At 69.3% G+C, this 13,879-nt stretch carries 11 protein-coding genes; 10 read left to right on the top strand and 1 reads right to left on the bottom strand.

Features of this window, described 5'->3' with window-relative positions:
* The first annotated feature begins 50 nt into the window (after window positions 1-50).
* From ACZ67T_RS00185 to ACZ67T_RS00200, 4 genes are all read left to right on the top strand, one after another.
* Window positions 51-1,970 (top strand): ABC transporter ATP-binding protein, encoded by a 1,920-nt coding sequence (locus ACZ67T_RS00185; RefSeq protein ID WP_469980565.1) that lies wholly within the window; start codon window positions 51-53, stop codon window positions 1,968-1,970.
* Between the two features lie 162 nt (window positions 1,971-2,132).
* Window positions 2,133-3,020, top strand: a complete 888-nt coding sequence (locus tag ACZ67T_RS00190; RefSeq protein WP_469980567.1) for a FadR/GntR family transcriptional regulator — start codon at window positions 2,133-2,135, stop codon at window positions 3,018-3,020.
* A 452-nt stretch (window positions 3,021-3,472) separates the two neighbouring features.
* Entirely contained in the window at window positions 3,473-5,008 is a 1,536-nt protein-coding gene (locus tag ACZ67T_RS00195; RefSeq protein ID WP_469980569.1) for an RNA polymerase sigma factor, read from the top strand.
* Window positions 5,009-5,163: 155 nt separating this feature from the next.
* Complete coding sequence (locus ACZ67T_RS00200) at window positions 5,164-6,033, top strand: S1 family peptidase (RefSeq protein ID WP_469980571.1); 870 nt, start codon at window positions 5,164-5,166, stop codon at window positions 6,031-6,033.
* 125 nt (window positions 6,034-6,158) lie between these two features.
* Here the strand turns inward: ACZ67T_RS00200 and ACZ67T_RS00205 are convergent, their stop codons facing one another.
* A complete protein-coding gene (locus ACZ67T_RS00205) occupies window positions 6,159-6,389 on the bottom strand; it encodes a DUF7455 domain-containing protein (RefSeq protein ID WP_207826496.1) in 231 nt (76 codons plus the stop codon).
* 440 nt (window positions 6,390-6,829) lie between these two features.
* On the opposite strand from ACZ67T_RS00205, the gene ACZ67T_RS00210 reads away from it, so the two are divergent.
* The 6 genes from ACZ67T_RS00210 to ACZ67T_RS00235 all read left to right on the top strand — a co-directional run bounded on the left by ACZ67T_RS00210 (window position 6,830) and on the right by ACZ67T_RS00235 (window position 13,811).
* The gene (locus ACZ67T_RS00210) at window positions 6,830-8,965 is read left to right on the top strand and encodes a DNA gyrase/topoisomerase IV subunit B (protein ID WP_469980574.1); all 2,136 of its coding nucleotides are present in this window, start codon (window positions 6,830-6,832) and stop codon (window positions 8,963-8,965) included.
* A 182-nt stretch (window positions 8,966-9,147) separates the two neighbouring features.
* Window positions 9,148-9,672, top strand: coding sequence for a DUF1453 domain-containing protein (locus ACZ67T_RS00215; protein ID WP_469980575.1), 525 nt, complete (start codon window positions 9,148-9,150; stop codon window positions 9,670-9,672).
* The gene (locus ACZ67T_RS00220; protein WP_469980576.1) at window positions 9,669-10,823 is read left to right on the top strand and encodes a sensor histidine kinase; all 1,155 of its coding nucleotides are present in this window, start codon (window positions 9,669-9,671) and stop codon (window positions 10,821-10,823) included. Before ACZ67T_RS00215 ends, ACZ67T_RS00220 begins: the two co-directional genes overlap by 4 nt.
* Before the next feature lie 194 nt (window positions 10,824-11,017).
* Window positions 11,018-11,629 (top strand): response regulator, encoded by a 612-nt coding sequence (locus ACZ67T_RS00225; RefSeq protein WP_469981337.1) that lies wholly within the window; start codon window positions 11,018-11,020, stop codon window positions 11,627-11,629.
* 95 nt (window positions 11,630-11,724) lie between these two features.
* A complete protein-coding gene (locus ACZ67T_RS00230) occupies window positions 11,725-12,222 on the top strand; it encodes a DUF485 domain-containing protein (RefSeq protein WP_469980578.1) in 498 nt (165 codons plus the stop codon).
* Window positions 12,219-13,811 (top strand): solute symporter family protein, encoded by a 1,593-nt coding sequence (locus ACZ67T_RS00235; RefSeq protein WP_469980580.1) that lies wholly within the window; start codon window positions 12,219-12,221, stop codon window positions 13,809-13,811. Before ACZ67T_RS00230 ends, ACZ67T_RS00235 begins: the two co-directional genes overlap by 4 nt.
* Window positions 13,812-13,879: the final 68 nt, after the last annotated feature.

A 13,879-nucleotide genomic window follows, 5' to 3' on the forward strand; every position in this document is an offset into this window, starting at 1 on the left:
GGCGGACGGGTCCCGGCCGCCGAGCGGTCGCACATCCTGCGAGAGAAGCGATGATCCAGGCCTTCGGACTGACCAGCAATCCCCGCCAGGAGCTCCCGCCCGCTGTCGACGACGTGTCCTTCGAGGCGCCGACGGGTCGCGTCACGGCGCTGCTCGGTGCCCGAGCGTCCGGCAAGACGACGGCGATCCGGCTGATGCTCGAACTCCAGCAAGGCCGTGGAATCACGCATTTCAGAGGCCGCCCCCTGCACCGCATCCCCCATCCGTCCCGCGAAGTGGGCGTGTTGCTCGGCGAGGTCCAGGGGCATCCGTCGCGAACCGTGCGCGGGCAACTGCGTATGTTGTGCGCGGCCGCAGGCGTGCCGGTGCAGCGTGCCGACGAGGTCCTCGAAGTCGTCGGCATCGTCAGCCTGCGTGAGCAGCGACTCTGCACGCTCTCGCGAGGCATGGACAGGCGCCTCGGCCTCGCCTGCGCGCTTCTCGCGGACCCCCACACCCTCGTCCTGGACGGGCCCGCCGACGGGCTCTCGGTGCGTGAGGGCAAGTGGCTGCACGGCATCCTGCGGGCCCACGCGTCGCTCGGCGGCACCGTGCTCTTCTCCACCGACGACGCCATGGAAGCGGCGCGGACCGCTGACCGCGTGGTCACCATGGAGGCAGGACGTGTCATCGCGGACCAGGGAGTCGCGGACTTCTCCCGTACGCGGCTGCGCCCCCGCGTCGCCGTGCGCAGCCCGCATGCCGCCCGGCTCGGTGTCCTGCTGGCCAAGGAGGCGCGCGCGACGCAGCGATCCGTCGAGGTCGTGAACGAGGACGGCAACCGCCTCTCCGTATACGGCAGTAACTGCGCGGACGTCGGTGAAACCGCGTTCCGCCACAGCATCCTGGTCCACCAACTCGCGGACGAGGTCGGGGATGCGGGGCCGGCGGCGAGCGTACCGGCGCGGGCGCACACCGAAGCAGTCCGCGACACGGAGCCGACCGCGCCTCGGACGGCCGTCGCCCAGGCATCGCTCGCCGAGTCGCCACCTTCGGTCACGGAGTCGTCGGAACCCGACGCGGACCTTGCCGGCGCCTCCTCCCCGGTTGAGTCACCGCAGCGCGACGACCCGGGGCGTCAGGCGGTCGGAACTTCCTCGCCCCCCGCCCCTCCCCCCTCCCCCCTGTTCCCCCTCCCACCCCCCATCACGATCCACCCCGCACCCAGCCCGCTCCGTCCGCTGCGTTACGAGGTTCGCCGGGCGACCGGCATCGCCACCGGTTACCTCACGGTGGCCGCCGTCCTCGTGGCCTCCGCGATCGTCGCCGTACTGCTCGCCCGGACCGGTCACACGCCGCAGGCCCGTCTCCTGACAGCCTGGCCGCGGGAGCTGCCGCTTCCGCCGGCCGCCCTCGGTGCGGGGCTGCTCGGGGCCTTCGCGTTCGGCGACGAATTCCGTCACCCCGCGCTGGCCGCCGACCGTGGCACCGTCCCCCGTCGTCTGGGACTTCTCTGCGCGAAACTCGTCGTCGCAGCGGCCATCGCTGTCTCGCTGGCCTTCATCGTCGTCGCGTCCGACGCGATGCTGCTTCACCTTGTGTACGGAGAAGAGCTCACCAAGGTTCCCGCCGACTGGCTTTCATCGAGCGCGAGTTGGCTCGCGCTCGTCGTGGGCTGCGCCTGGGCCGGGGTGCTGGCCGCCGGTGTCTTCCGGTCCACGACGGCCGGACTGGCCGCCGTACTCGCCGTTCCGATCCTCGTCGTGCCCCTCGTACAGGAGGCCTTGGCAGGTCCGTCTGTGCGAACGGCGGCGGGACTTCCGTCGAGGCTTCGTGATCTGGCACTTGTGCACTGGCCGTTCGGGGCGGAGCGTTTTCTGGCCGCGGGACTGCGGATGATCGCTCAACCTGTGGGCGGCGCCCTGACGTTGTCACTGACCGCTCTGCTCTGCGCTTATCTGCTCACAGTGCTGCGTCCCAGGGCTCGATGACGACCGTCCGATGCCTTCCGGTCCGGCCGCGCGCACAACTCCCCGATGATCGCCCATTTCCGTCCGATAAGGCGTCAATTGCGATGGGGTAAGCGATCACCCTTTCGTGTGCTTTTCACCAAAGACCTCAAGGGACTTGGGAGCGGCGCCGACAACAGATCCGTGAGTACCCTTGCGCACACCATGATGACCGCCGCCCGCTCCGCCGACTCCGGTCTGTCCGGCCCGGGCGAACTCGACCGTTACCCCTATGGGGAGGCCAATGGTGCCGACCGTGTCGGCGCCCCTGTTTGGGATGTCGCGGATCAGGATCTCGGCCGGATGGGGCGCCGCGCCGCCGGGAGCCGTGGCCGCGGCCTGCACGGCCAGCTCGTCCAGCAGCTGGGCCAGATGATCGTTTCCGGGGATCTCGGCGCGGACCGCCCGCTCGTCCCCGAGGAGATCGGCCAGCGATTCGAGGTGTCCCGCACCGTCGTCCGCGAGTCGCTCCGCGTCCTCGAGGCCAAGGGCCTGGTCAGCGCCCGCCCCAATGTCGGCACCCGCGTCCGCCCCGTCAGTGACTGGAACCTGCTCGACCCGGACATCATCGAATGGCGCGCCTTCGGCCCCCAGCGCGACGACCAGCGCCGGGAGCTGAACGAGTTGCGCTGGACGATCGAGCCCCTCGCCGCCCGGCTCGCGGCCGGCCACGGCCGTGAGGACGTCCAGCAGCGGCTCACCGACATGGTCGAGATCATGGGGCACGCCCTGGGCCAGGGCGACCCGATCACCTTCGCCCGTGCCGACGCCGAGTTCCACTCCCTGCTCATCCAGCTCGCGGGCAACCGCATGCTCGAGCACCTGTCCGGCATCGTCTCCGCGGCCCTCCAGGTTTCCGGGGGGCCCGTCACGGGCTGCGACCGTCCGAACGAGGCGGCGGTCGCCCACCACAGCCGGATCGCCGACGCCCTCGCCGCGGGTGACGGTACGGGTGCGGAGGCCGCCATGCGGCAGCTGCTCACCGTCCACCCCGATGGCGAACGTGTGGTCCCCGCGCCCCGCGAGCACTGACGCCTTCCACGGCGATTCGGTGATCCGCCCCTCGGTGCAGGCCCCCGGTGTCCGATGCACCGCACGGTCCGGGTGCGCTCACCATCTGTTCCCCATGTGTCGCCGGATCGCGCCTGATCCCTCCGGACCCGGCGCGATCCGGCGACATATGCGTGGACCGTGGTTCCGCCGGTTCGAGCTGGGTACCCGAAGAGTGGCCATGTTTGACCGTATCCATTAGTTTTTGACCGCTTACGGGGTGTGACTCGGGCCACGCAGATTGGGCGTAACGCTCCTCGGAACAGCGCGATGACCTAAGAGGCGACAGTCGAGGAGGGAATACAGCAGCCGCGTATGGCGCTGTCCATCTCCCCGGCCCCCGCCCGCGCCGTCGGCCCATCCCCAAGCCGGCGGTCGTCGGCTCCGGTCCTCACAGGACGGGGCCGGAAGCCGTTTTCCAACGTTCCGAGAGGTTGTTCGTGTCGGCCAGCACATCCCGTACGCTCCCGCCGGAGATCGCCGAGTCCGTCTCTGTCATGGCGCTCATTGAGCGGGGAAAGGCTGATGGCCAGATCGCCGGCGACGACGTGCGCCGTGCCTTCGAGGCCGACCAGATTCCGGCCACTCAGTGGAAGAACGTTCTGCGCAGCCTCAACCAGATCCTCGAGGAAGAGGGTGTGACGCTGATGGTCAGTGCCGCGGAGCCGAAGCGCCCCCGCAAGAGCGTCGCAGCTAAGAGCCCGGTCAAGCGCACCGCCACCAAGACCGTCGCCGCCAAGACGGTCACGGCGAAGAAGGTCGCTGCCACGGCCACCCCCGAGTCCCCGGCCGGAGAGGCCGAGGCTGAGGACGCCGAACCCAAGAAGGTCGCAGCCAAGAAGACGACGGCCAAGAAGGCCGCCGCCAAGAAGACCGTCGCCAAGAAGGCGGCGGCGAAGAAGACGTCCGGCAAGAAGGACGACGAGGTCGACGACGAGGCCGAGGAGACCCCCGGCACGGCCAAGGCCGAAGGCGAGCCCGGCGAGGAGGGCGCGCAGGGCTTCGTCCTGTCCGACGAGGACGAGGACGACGCGCCCGCGCAGCAGGTCGCCGCGGCCGGCGCCACCGCCGACCCCGTCAAGGACTACCTGAAGCAGATCGGTAAGGTCCCGCTGCTCAACGCCGAGCAGGAGGTCGAGCTCGCCAAGCGCATCGAGGCCGGCCTGTTCGCCGAGGACAAGCTCGCCAACGCCGACAAGCTCGCGCCGAAGCTCAAGCGCGAGCTGGAGATCATCGCCGAGGACGGCCGTCGCGCCAAGAACCACCTCCTGGAGGCCAACCTCCGTCTGGTGGTCTCCCTGGCCAAGCGCTACACCGGCCGCGGCATGCTTTTCCTGGACCTCATTCAGGAGGGCAACCTCGGTCTGATCCGCGCGGTCGAGAAGTTCGACTACACCAAGGGCTACAAGTTCTCCACGTACGCCACCTGGTGGATCCGTCAGGCCATCACCCGCGCCATGGCCGACCAGGCCCGCACCATCCGTATCCCGGTGCACATGGTCGAGGTCATCAACAAGCTCGCGCGCGTGCAGCGCCAGATGCTCCAGGACCTGGGCCGCGAGCCCACCCCGGAGGAGCTGGCCAAGGAACTCGACATGACCCCGGAGAAGGTCATCGAGGTCCAGAAGTACGGCCGCGAGCCGATCTCCCTCCACACCCCCCTGGGTGAGGACGGCGACAGCGAGTTCGGTGACCTCATCGAGGACTCCGAGGCGGTCGTGCCGGCCGACGCAGTCAGCTTCACGCTCCTCCAGGAGCAGCTGCACTCCGTCCTCGACACCCTGTCGGAGCGCGAGGCGGGCGTCGTCTCGATGCGTTTCGGTCTCACCGACGGTCAGCCGAAGACCCTCGACGAGATCGGCAAGGTCTACGGCGTCACGCGTGAGCGGATCCGTCAGATCGAGTCCAAGACGATGTCGAAGCTGCGCCACCCGTCGCGTTCGCAGGTGCTGCGCGACTACCTGGACTAGAAGCGCGACCGTCCGGATCGGATCCGGTCGGTGGGTACGTGATCGAAGGGCCCGGCTCCCCTGTGGGGGCCGGGCCCTTCGATGTGCTCGTGTGCATGACGCACGAAGTTCGCTCACGCTGGGTGGGTCGATACAACCCAGAGTGAGGACACCGCATGCGTCGTCCCTTCGCCCGAACGTCGTTCCGGGCATCTGCCCTGCTGGTGGCGGCGGCCTTGCTGCCGCTGGCCTTACCCGCCCCGTCGGTGGCGGACGGTGTCGTCATCGGGGGCCGGCCGGTCCGGGTGGCCGACAGTCCGTGGGTGGTGGCGCTCTCCAGCCGTGACCGGTTCGGGGGTACGCGATCCGGGCAGTTCTGCGGCGGCGTTGTGGTCGGGCGGTCGACCGTCATGACGGCCGCCCACTGCCTCGGCCCCGAGGTCCTGGGCGCCACGCGGCGCGCCCTGGATGATCACGGGGTCCCGGGCTCCAAGCGGCGGGCCCTGGGTGATCTCAAGGTCATCGCGGGGCGTGATGACCTGCGGACGCGGTCGGGCGCGGAGATCCCGGTACGCCGCACCTGGATCAACCCCGACTACGACCCCAAGACCAACTCCGGGGATGTGGCGATCGTCACACTGGACGCGCAGCTACCCGAGGGGTATGTGATCCCGATGGCCGGGGCGGGGGACTCTGCGTACGCGACCGGGACCGGCGCCGCTGTCTACGGCTGGGGTGACACCACCGGGGCCGGTGACTACGCGACCATGCTGCGGGCCGCGGACGTGCAGGTGTTCGGTGGCTCCGTGTGCAAGGCGGCCTATCCGCGCGGGGCCGAGGGGGCGTTCCTCGCTCGCACGATGCTGTGTGCGGGGGTGCCGCAGGGTGGGCAGGATGCCTGCCAGGGGGACAGTGGTGGCCCTCTCGTGGCGCGTGGGCGCCTGATCGGGCTCGTGTCGTGGGGGAACGGCTGTGGGCGCCCTGGAAGCCCCGGCGTCTACACCCGGGTGTCGGAGGCAATGCGCGTCATGCCGAAGCCTGTCTGAGGCGGTCAGGGTGCCTCACGGGCATCTGTGGGGCTGATGCGAGGACGGGCGGCCACCCCTGTGGTGCAGGGATGGCCGCCCGGTCACCGGCCTGGGCCGGAGCTGGCTCGTCGTTGTGCGAGGCGTCAGCGTTCCTCGGTTTCGGCGCTTGCCGGAACGGCGGTCAGACGCTCCGTCTCGTCCTGTATCTCAGCGGCGATCTTCTTGAGTTCCGGCTCGAACTTGCGGCCATGGTGGGCGCAGAAGAGCAGTTCACCACCGCTGATGAGGACCACACGCAGGTACGCCTGGGCGCCGCAACGGTCGCAGCGGTCAGCGGCCGTCAGGGGGCTCGCGGGGGTCAGAACAGTAGTCACGTCGCCTCTTCTCTAGCTCGACGAGCTGTCGTACCAGGGTCAACATCCAACCAGGCCGAAAACGTTCCCGCTCGTGGCTTTTCCTCGAAAAATCTTTCCGAGGGGCTGTCTGCTGCCGGTTGGCGGCGAATGTGCCGTATTGCGTCTCTTACGTGTCTTACGGGTTCGCGCGTTCCGTCAGGTCGGTCCTCGCCGACTGGCTTGTCGGTTTGTTCATGAGGACGTGCCCGGAGCCTAAATGGTTCATGCCTCGAAGGGAACGTGATGTGCGCTTCACCCCATCGAGGGATCGAACACACATACGGTGCTGGACTAGTCTGGGCAGAGGTGAGGGTTGCGTTACAACGGCTCTACCAGGCCTCGGTACCCTCTGAGCGGCGACCGAAGCCGACCCCTTACCCAAAAGGGTTCCAACTGAAATTCAGCGAGGAGCGAACTGCGTGACCGCCGAAACGTCCGTGCCGTCCACAGCGCTGCTGACCGGAGCAGGCGGCATCGTGGACAAGGACAGTTCCAACTACACCGCGCGGCACCTGCTCGTCCTTGAGGGGCTCGAGGCCGTACGCAAACGCCCTGGCATGTACATCGGGTCGACGGACAGTCGTGGCCTGATGCACTGCCTCTGGGAAATCATCGACAACTCCGTCGATGAGGCCCTCGGCGGCTATTGCGACCACATCGAGGTCATCCTCCACGACGACGCCTCCGTAGAGGTGCGGGACAACGGCCGCGGCATCCCCGTGGACGTCGAGCCCAAGACCGGGCTCTCCGGGGTCGAGGTCGTCATGACCAAGCTGCACGCGGGCGGCAAGTTCGGCGGAGGCTCCTACGCGGCCTCCGGCGGCCTGCACGGCGTGGGCGCCTCCGTGGTGAACGCGCTCTCCGCGCGGCTCGACGTCGAGGTCGACCGAGGCGGGAACACGCACGCCATCAGCTTCCGCCGCGGCGTCCCCGGTGCCTTCGCCAAGCCGGGACCCGACGCGACCTTCGACTCCGCCGCGCGGCTCAGCAAGGTCAAGCGGATCCCGAAGAACCGCACCGGCACGCGCGTGCGCTACTGGGCCGACCGCCAGATCTTCCTCAAGGACGCCAAGCTCTCCCTGGAGAACCTGCACCAGCGCGCCCGCCAGACCGCCTTCCTCGTGCCGGGGCTGACCATCGTCGTGCGCGACGAGTACGGGCTCGGTGACGGCGGCAGCAAGGGCGAGGAGTCCTTCCGCTTCGACGGCGGCATCAGCGAGTTCTGCGAGTACCTCGCCGCCGACAAGCCGGTCTGCGACGTCATCCGCTTCTCCGGGCAGGGCACCTTCAAGGAGACCGTTCCCGTCCTCGACGACCACGGTCAGATGACGCCGACCGAGGTAACCCGCGAGCTCGGCGTGGACATCGCGCTGCGCTGGGGCACCGGTTACGACACGACACTGAGGTCGTTCGTCAACATCATCGCCACCCCCAAGGGCGGCACCCACGTAACCGGCTTCGAGCGCTCGCTCACGAAGACGATGAACGAGGTGCTGCGTGCCCAGAAGCTGCTGCGCGTCGCCGAGGACGACGTCGTCAAGGACGACGCCCTCGAGGGTCTGACGGCCGTCGTCACGGTGCGTCTCGCCGAGCCGCAGTTCGAGGGCCAGACCAAGGAGGTGCTCGGCACCTCGGCGGCCAACAGGATCGTCGCGAACGTCGTGGCCAAGGAGCTCAAGGCATTCCTGACCTCCACCAAGCGTGACGCGAAGGCCCAGGCCCGCGCCGTCATGGAGAAGGCCGTCGCCGCGGCCCGTACCCGGATCGCGGCCCGCCAGCACAAGGACGCGCAGCGCCGGAAGACGGCCCTTGAGTCGTCGTCGTTGCCGGCCAAGCTGGCGGACTGCCGCAGCGACGACGTGGAGCGCAGCGAGCTCTTCATCGTCGAGGGTGACTCCGCGCTCGGCACCGCCAAGCTGGCCCGGAACTCCGAGTTCCAGGCGCTGCTGCCGATCCGCGGCAAGATCCTCAACGTTCAGAAGTCGTCCGTGTCGGACATGCTGAAGAACGCCGAGTGCGGCGCGATCATCCAGGTCATAGGAGCCGGGTCCGGGCGGACCTTCGACATCGACGCCGCGCGCTACGGGAAGATCATCCTGCTCGTGGATGCCGATGTCGACGGCGCGCACATCCGCACCCTGCTCCTGACCCTCTTCCAGCGCTACATGCGGCCGATGATCGAGGCGGGCCGCGTGTTCGCCGCGGTGCCGCCGCTGCACCGCATCGAGCTCGTCCAGCCGAAGAAGGGCCAGGAAAAGTACGTCTACACGTACTCGGACCGCGAGCTGCGCGAGACGCTCCTCGAGTACCAGCGCAAGGGCGTGCGCTACAAGGACTCGATCCAGCGTTACAAGGGCCTCGGGGAGATGGACGCCGACCAGCTGGCCGAGACCACGATGGACCCGCGTCACCGCACGCTGCGCCGGATCAACATCGGCGAGCTGGACGCCGCGGAGCAGGTCTTCGATCTGCTCATGGGCACGGACGTGGCGCCGCGCAAGGAGTTCATCAGCAGCTCGGCCGCGACGCTCGACCGCTCGCGCATCGACGCCTAGGGGTGACCCGGACGCCGGCTCCACCCGTGGGTGGAGCCGGCTGATCCACCCACGATCCACCCCAGCTCCGATCCCTTGAACTGGCCTTTTCCGTAACTTCGAAGACGTTGCTCGACGCCCTGCTGGGCGTCGTCCGGCGAAGTCCTCGAAACGCTCGAAGTCACGGAAAGTCGGAGGCCGCCATGTCCGGGCTCACCAATGTGCTGGTGATCATCGCAGTCGTCGTGCTGGTGGTCGTCCGTCAGTTCAAGGCGCAGCAGATCACCATGGGCAAGCGCTGGTGGGTCGTGCCCGCCGTGCTCGTCTTCATGGCGCTGCGCAAGCCGGACCTCCTCGACTCCCACCACCAGGCCCTCTCGGCCTCGCTCATAGGCCTCGAGCTGCTCGTCGGACTCGCCCTCGGAGCCGGCTGGGCCTGGACCACCCGGATCTGGACCGCGCAGGACGGCACCGTGTGGAGCAAGAGCACCAAGGCCAGCGGCGCCGTCTGGGTCGTCGGAATCGCCGTACGAGCCGGGCTCTACGCCGCCGGCGCGGCCTTCGGTATCAAGCAGGGCAGCGCGGCGCTCATGCTCGCCCTGGCCGCCACACTGCTCGTCCGCTCCGGAGTCCTCATCTGGCGTGCGCAGTCCCTGCGGCCTGCACCCCAGGGGGCCGGGGCGTACGGTGACGGCGTGCCCGTGCAGTCGTGGAAGGACCGTGTGTGACGTCCGGAGCCTGGACCAGCTGGCCCTCGCGGGAGGCGCTCTCCCGCGAAGGGCTCACGCGGGCGCGACGGGTCCTTGCTCGCGTCGTGAGAGCGGTCGCGCTCACGGCTCTCGTGTGGACCGCGGCGGCGGAGCATGACATGCACGGCTGGGCCGTTGCCCTGACGCCGGTCGCACTCATCGCCTGTGGCGCCGCGGCCTGGGGGTTCTTCCGGACCACGCTGGAACACCTGCTGTGGCCCTCCGTGGGTCTGCTCGCCGTCCTGCTGGGCGCGGCATTCGCGGCGGAGCAGACGGGGTTCAGAGGGCCGGCGCTCGTCCTGTGGTGCGGCTGCGCCGTCACCGCTCTTGAACGGCTGCCCCTGGTCGCGGCCATTCCTCTCACGGCCGGCGCACTCACAGGGTTCGCGGTCCTGAACAACGACGCATGGTTCACCACAGCGGTCACCACCATCGGGCTCTGCCTTGCGGGATACGTCCTGCGCCTCGACGCGGAGGCCAGAGGGAGTGCCCAGCGGCTGCTCCGCCAGGAACGGGCCGCGCGCGCCGCGGAGGCGGAATCCGCCGCCCTGGCCGAGCGGGCCCGGATCGCGCGGGAGATCCACGACGTGCTGGCGCACAGCCTCTCCGCCCAGCTCGTCCACCTCGAAGCGGCACGCCTGCTCATCGAGCGGGGCGCGGATCTCGACCAGATCCACGAGCGCGTCGTCGCCGCCCGGGGCATGGCACGCGACGGGCTCACCGAGACGCGCCAGGCACTCTCGGCGCTGCGCGGAGAGATGACCCCGCTGGAGGACTTCCTGCGCGAACTCGTCGCCACGGACGGCGCGACGGTCTCGGTGGAGGGGGTGCGGCGGCCGTTGTCCGTCGAGGCGTCACAGACAGTACGCAGGGTCGCCCAGGAGGCCCTGACGAACGTACGCAAGCATGCGCCCGGCGCGAAGGCCCAGGTGAGACTGGAGTACGGCACCGCCGAGGTGACCCTTGAGGTGAGGGATCCGGGCTCGGCCGCGCCGGCGGGGGAGCTCACTGTCAGTGGCTCCGGCTACGGTCTGTTGGGGATGAGGGAGCGTGCGGAGCTGCTCGGCGGCACGCTCGTCGCAGGGCCGTGCGAGGAGGGTTTCGCAGTGAAGTTGAAGGTACCCGCATGAGCGGGACGGACCCGGGGGCGAACGGGACGGATCGTCCGGCGGACTCGGGGGGTTCGCAAGTGGGCGGTGCGGACGCGGAAAGTTCCCAGTCTGGCGCGGCGGACACGGCGGGTTCGCAGGGGGGCGGTGCGGCGCGTAGGGACGCCAGAGTGGTGGTCGCCGATGACCAGACGGTCGTGCGCGAAGGCATCGTGATGCTGCTCGGGCTCCTGCCCGGCATCGAGGTCGTCGGAGCGGCCGGCGACGGCGACGAGGCCGTCGCGCTGGTTGCCCAACTCGCCCCGGACGTCGTCCTCATGGACCTGCGTATGCCGCGCTGCGACGGGGTGGAGGCGACGCGGCGCATCCGATCGAAGTACCCCGGAACCCAGGTCGTCATCCTGACCACCTACGCGGACGACGAGTCGCTGTTCCCCGCGCTCAAGGCCGGAGCACGCGGCTATCTGACCAAGGATGCGGGCGGCGACGAGATCGTGCGCGCCGTCGAGGATGTGCTCTCCGGCGACGCGGGCCTTTCCCCGAAGATCCAGCGCCGGCTTCTGGAGCGTCTCACGGAGCCGGCGCCGGCCCCCGCGCCCGTGGAGCCGCCCGACGGAATCACCGCGCGAGAGGCCGAAGTTCTGGGGCTCATCGCCGAGGGTCTCACCAATCAGGAGATCGCCCGTGCCCTGCATGTCTCCACCGCGACGGTGAAGACACACATCAACAATCTCTTTGCCAAGACCGGTCTCAAGGACCGGGCTCAGGCAGTGCGGTACGCCTATCGGCACGGCCTGGTTCAGCCACCGGGGTCGGCCATCACCTAATGGGGTGAAGGGAGATGTGAGAAGAGTCCGGGATCTTCCCGTTCTGCCCATCCTTGGGCTCGCGGCCTAAGTGGTCTGCGGACAAGGAGAGTTCGGTGGAGAAGCACGACGGGCGCGAGGCGGCGCAGACCCGGCCCGGTGATCGCGGTGTTCTCGGCGATCCCTGGTACGACGCGCTGGCCTCCGGGTGGGGCGAGTTGGACGGCACGGGGGCACCGGCCCCGGCCGTACCTCCCCAGGCCGGCCCCCCGGAGCGGAGCGCGGCGGCGATCTATCTGGAGGTGCAGCGCAGCGCGGCCTTCCAGGAAGTGCGCAGCCGCTACCGGAGGTTCGTCATTCCGGCCACCGCGGCCTTCTTCGCCTGGTACGTCGCGTACATCCTGGCGGCGACGACCGCCCCCGGTCTGATGGGCCGGCCCGTCGCGGGAGCGGTGAATGTGGCGATGCTGGCGGGACTCGGGCAGTTCCTCAGCACCTTCCTTCTGACGTGGCTGTACTCGCGCCACGCACGGTTGCGAAGGGACCGCGCGGCGCTCGAACTGCGCTGGGACACCCAGGAGATGACCCGAGTGATCGAGGGCGGCCAGCGGTGACCGGGAACCATCAGACACTGGCGCTGCTGCTGTTCAGTGTGTTCGTCGCCGTCACGCTGGCGATCACCACCTGGGTGAGCCGCAACAGGCACGGATCGGCGGAGGAGTTCTACGTGGGCGGCCGGCTGTTCTCGCCCATGGAGAACGGTTTCGCCATCGCGGGCGACTACATGTCGGCCGCCTCCTTCCTCGGGATCTCCGGCCTGATCGCGCTCTTCGGCTACGACGGCCTGCTCTACTCGGTCGGGTTCCTCGTGGCCTGGCTCGTCGTGCTGCTGCTGGTGGCCGAACTCGTGCGCAACTGCGGGCGGTTCACTCTCGCCGACGTCATCGCCGCCCGGATGCGAGAGCGCCCTGTGCGGATCGCGGCGGGAACTTCCTCGGTGACGGTGTCCGTTCTCTATCTGGTGGCGCAGATGGTGGGTGCGGGCAGCCTGGTCGCGCTGCTGCTCGGCAGCACCGGCGGAGCCGTACAGGCGTGGACCGTCGTCGGCGTCGGCGGGCTCATGGTCATCTATGTGTCGCTCGGAGGGATGCGGGCCACCACCTGGATCCAGATCGTCAAGGCGGTCCTGCTCATGGGCGGGGCGATCACCCTGACCGTGCTCGTCCTGGTGCGTTTCCACGGGGACTTCGACCAGCTGCTGCGTACGGCGGCGCAGCGCAGCGGGCACGGAGCCGCGTTCCTCGCGCCCGGACTGAAGTACGGCGGCGACTGGACCGCGAGGCTCGACTTCATCAGCCTGGGCCTTGCGCTCGTGCTCGGCACGGCCGGACTGCCGCACATCCTGTCGCGCTTCTACACCGTTCCGACGGCACGGGCCGCGCGCCGCTCGGTCATCTGGTCCATCGGTCTCATCGGCAGCTTCTACCTGATGACCATCGTGCTCGGCTTCGGTGCGGCGGCGATCGTGGGATCCGAGGCCGTGCGGGGTTCGAACGCGGCGGGGAACACGGCGGTTCCGCTGCTCGCGCTCGACCTGGGCGGCGGCCCGGACTCCACAGGTGGAACGGTTCTGTTCGCTGTCGTCGCGGCCGTCGCCTTCGCGACGATCCTCGCCGTCGTCGCCGGGATCACGCTCGCCTCCTCGGCTTCCGTGGCCCACGATCTGTACGCGTCCCTGCGCCACCCCCGCGCCAAGCCGCGCAGCGAGGTCGCCGTGGCCCGCGTCGCCGCCGCCGGGATCGGCGTGGTCGCGATCGCCCTGGGACTGCTCGCCCGCGACCTCAATGTGGCGTTCCTCGTGGGCCTCGCCTTCGCCGTGGCGGCCTCCGCGAACCTGCCCGTACTGCTCTACTCCCTGTTCTGGCGGAACTTCACCACGCGCGGCGCCGTGTGGTCCGTATACGGAGGGCTCGTGCCCGCCCTCGTCCTGGTGGTCCTGTCACCGGTCGTGTCCGGCAGCGAGACCTCGCTGTTCCCCGGCGTGGACTTCCAGTACTTCCCACTGGAGAACCCCGGCCTCATCTCCATCCCCCTCGGTTTCCTGGCGGGCTGGCTCGGCACGGTCACCTCGCATGAGCCACCGGACGTGGCCAAGCACGCGGAGACGGAGGTGCGTGCGCTGACCGGGGCGGGAGCCGTCTGAGGACCGCGCCCCACAGGTGTGACCGGCCCAGCGCGGCTGCCCCAGAGCGCTCAGGTCAGGTCAGGCCA

This window comes from Streptomyces sp. NPDC107517, assembly GCF_055582645.1.

What these genes read in the sequence shown, in the direction of transcription:
- ACZ67T_RS00200 (WP_469980571.1), top strand. Translation starts at nt 5,164, where the DNA reads ATGCGTCGTCCCTTCGCCCGAACGTCGTTCCGGGCATCTGCCCTGCTG.
- ACZ67T_RS00225 (WP_469981337.1), top strand. Translation starts at nt 11,018, where the DNA reads ATGCTGCTCGGGCTCCTGCCCGGCATCGAGGTCGTCGGAGCGGCCGGC.
- ACZ67T_RS00215 (WP_469980575.1), top strand. Translation starts at nt 9,148, where the DNA reads ATGTCCGGGCTCACCAATGTGCTGGTGATCATCGCAGTCGTCGTGCTG.
- ACZ67T_RS00185 (WP_469980565.1), top strand. Translation starts at nt 51, where the DNA reads ATGATCCAGGCCTTCGGACTGACCAGCAATCCCCGCCAGGAGCTCCCG.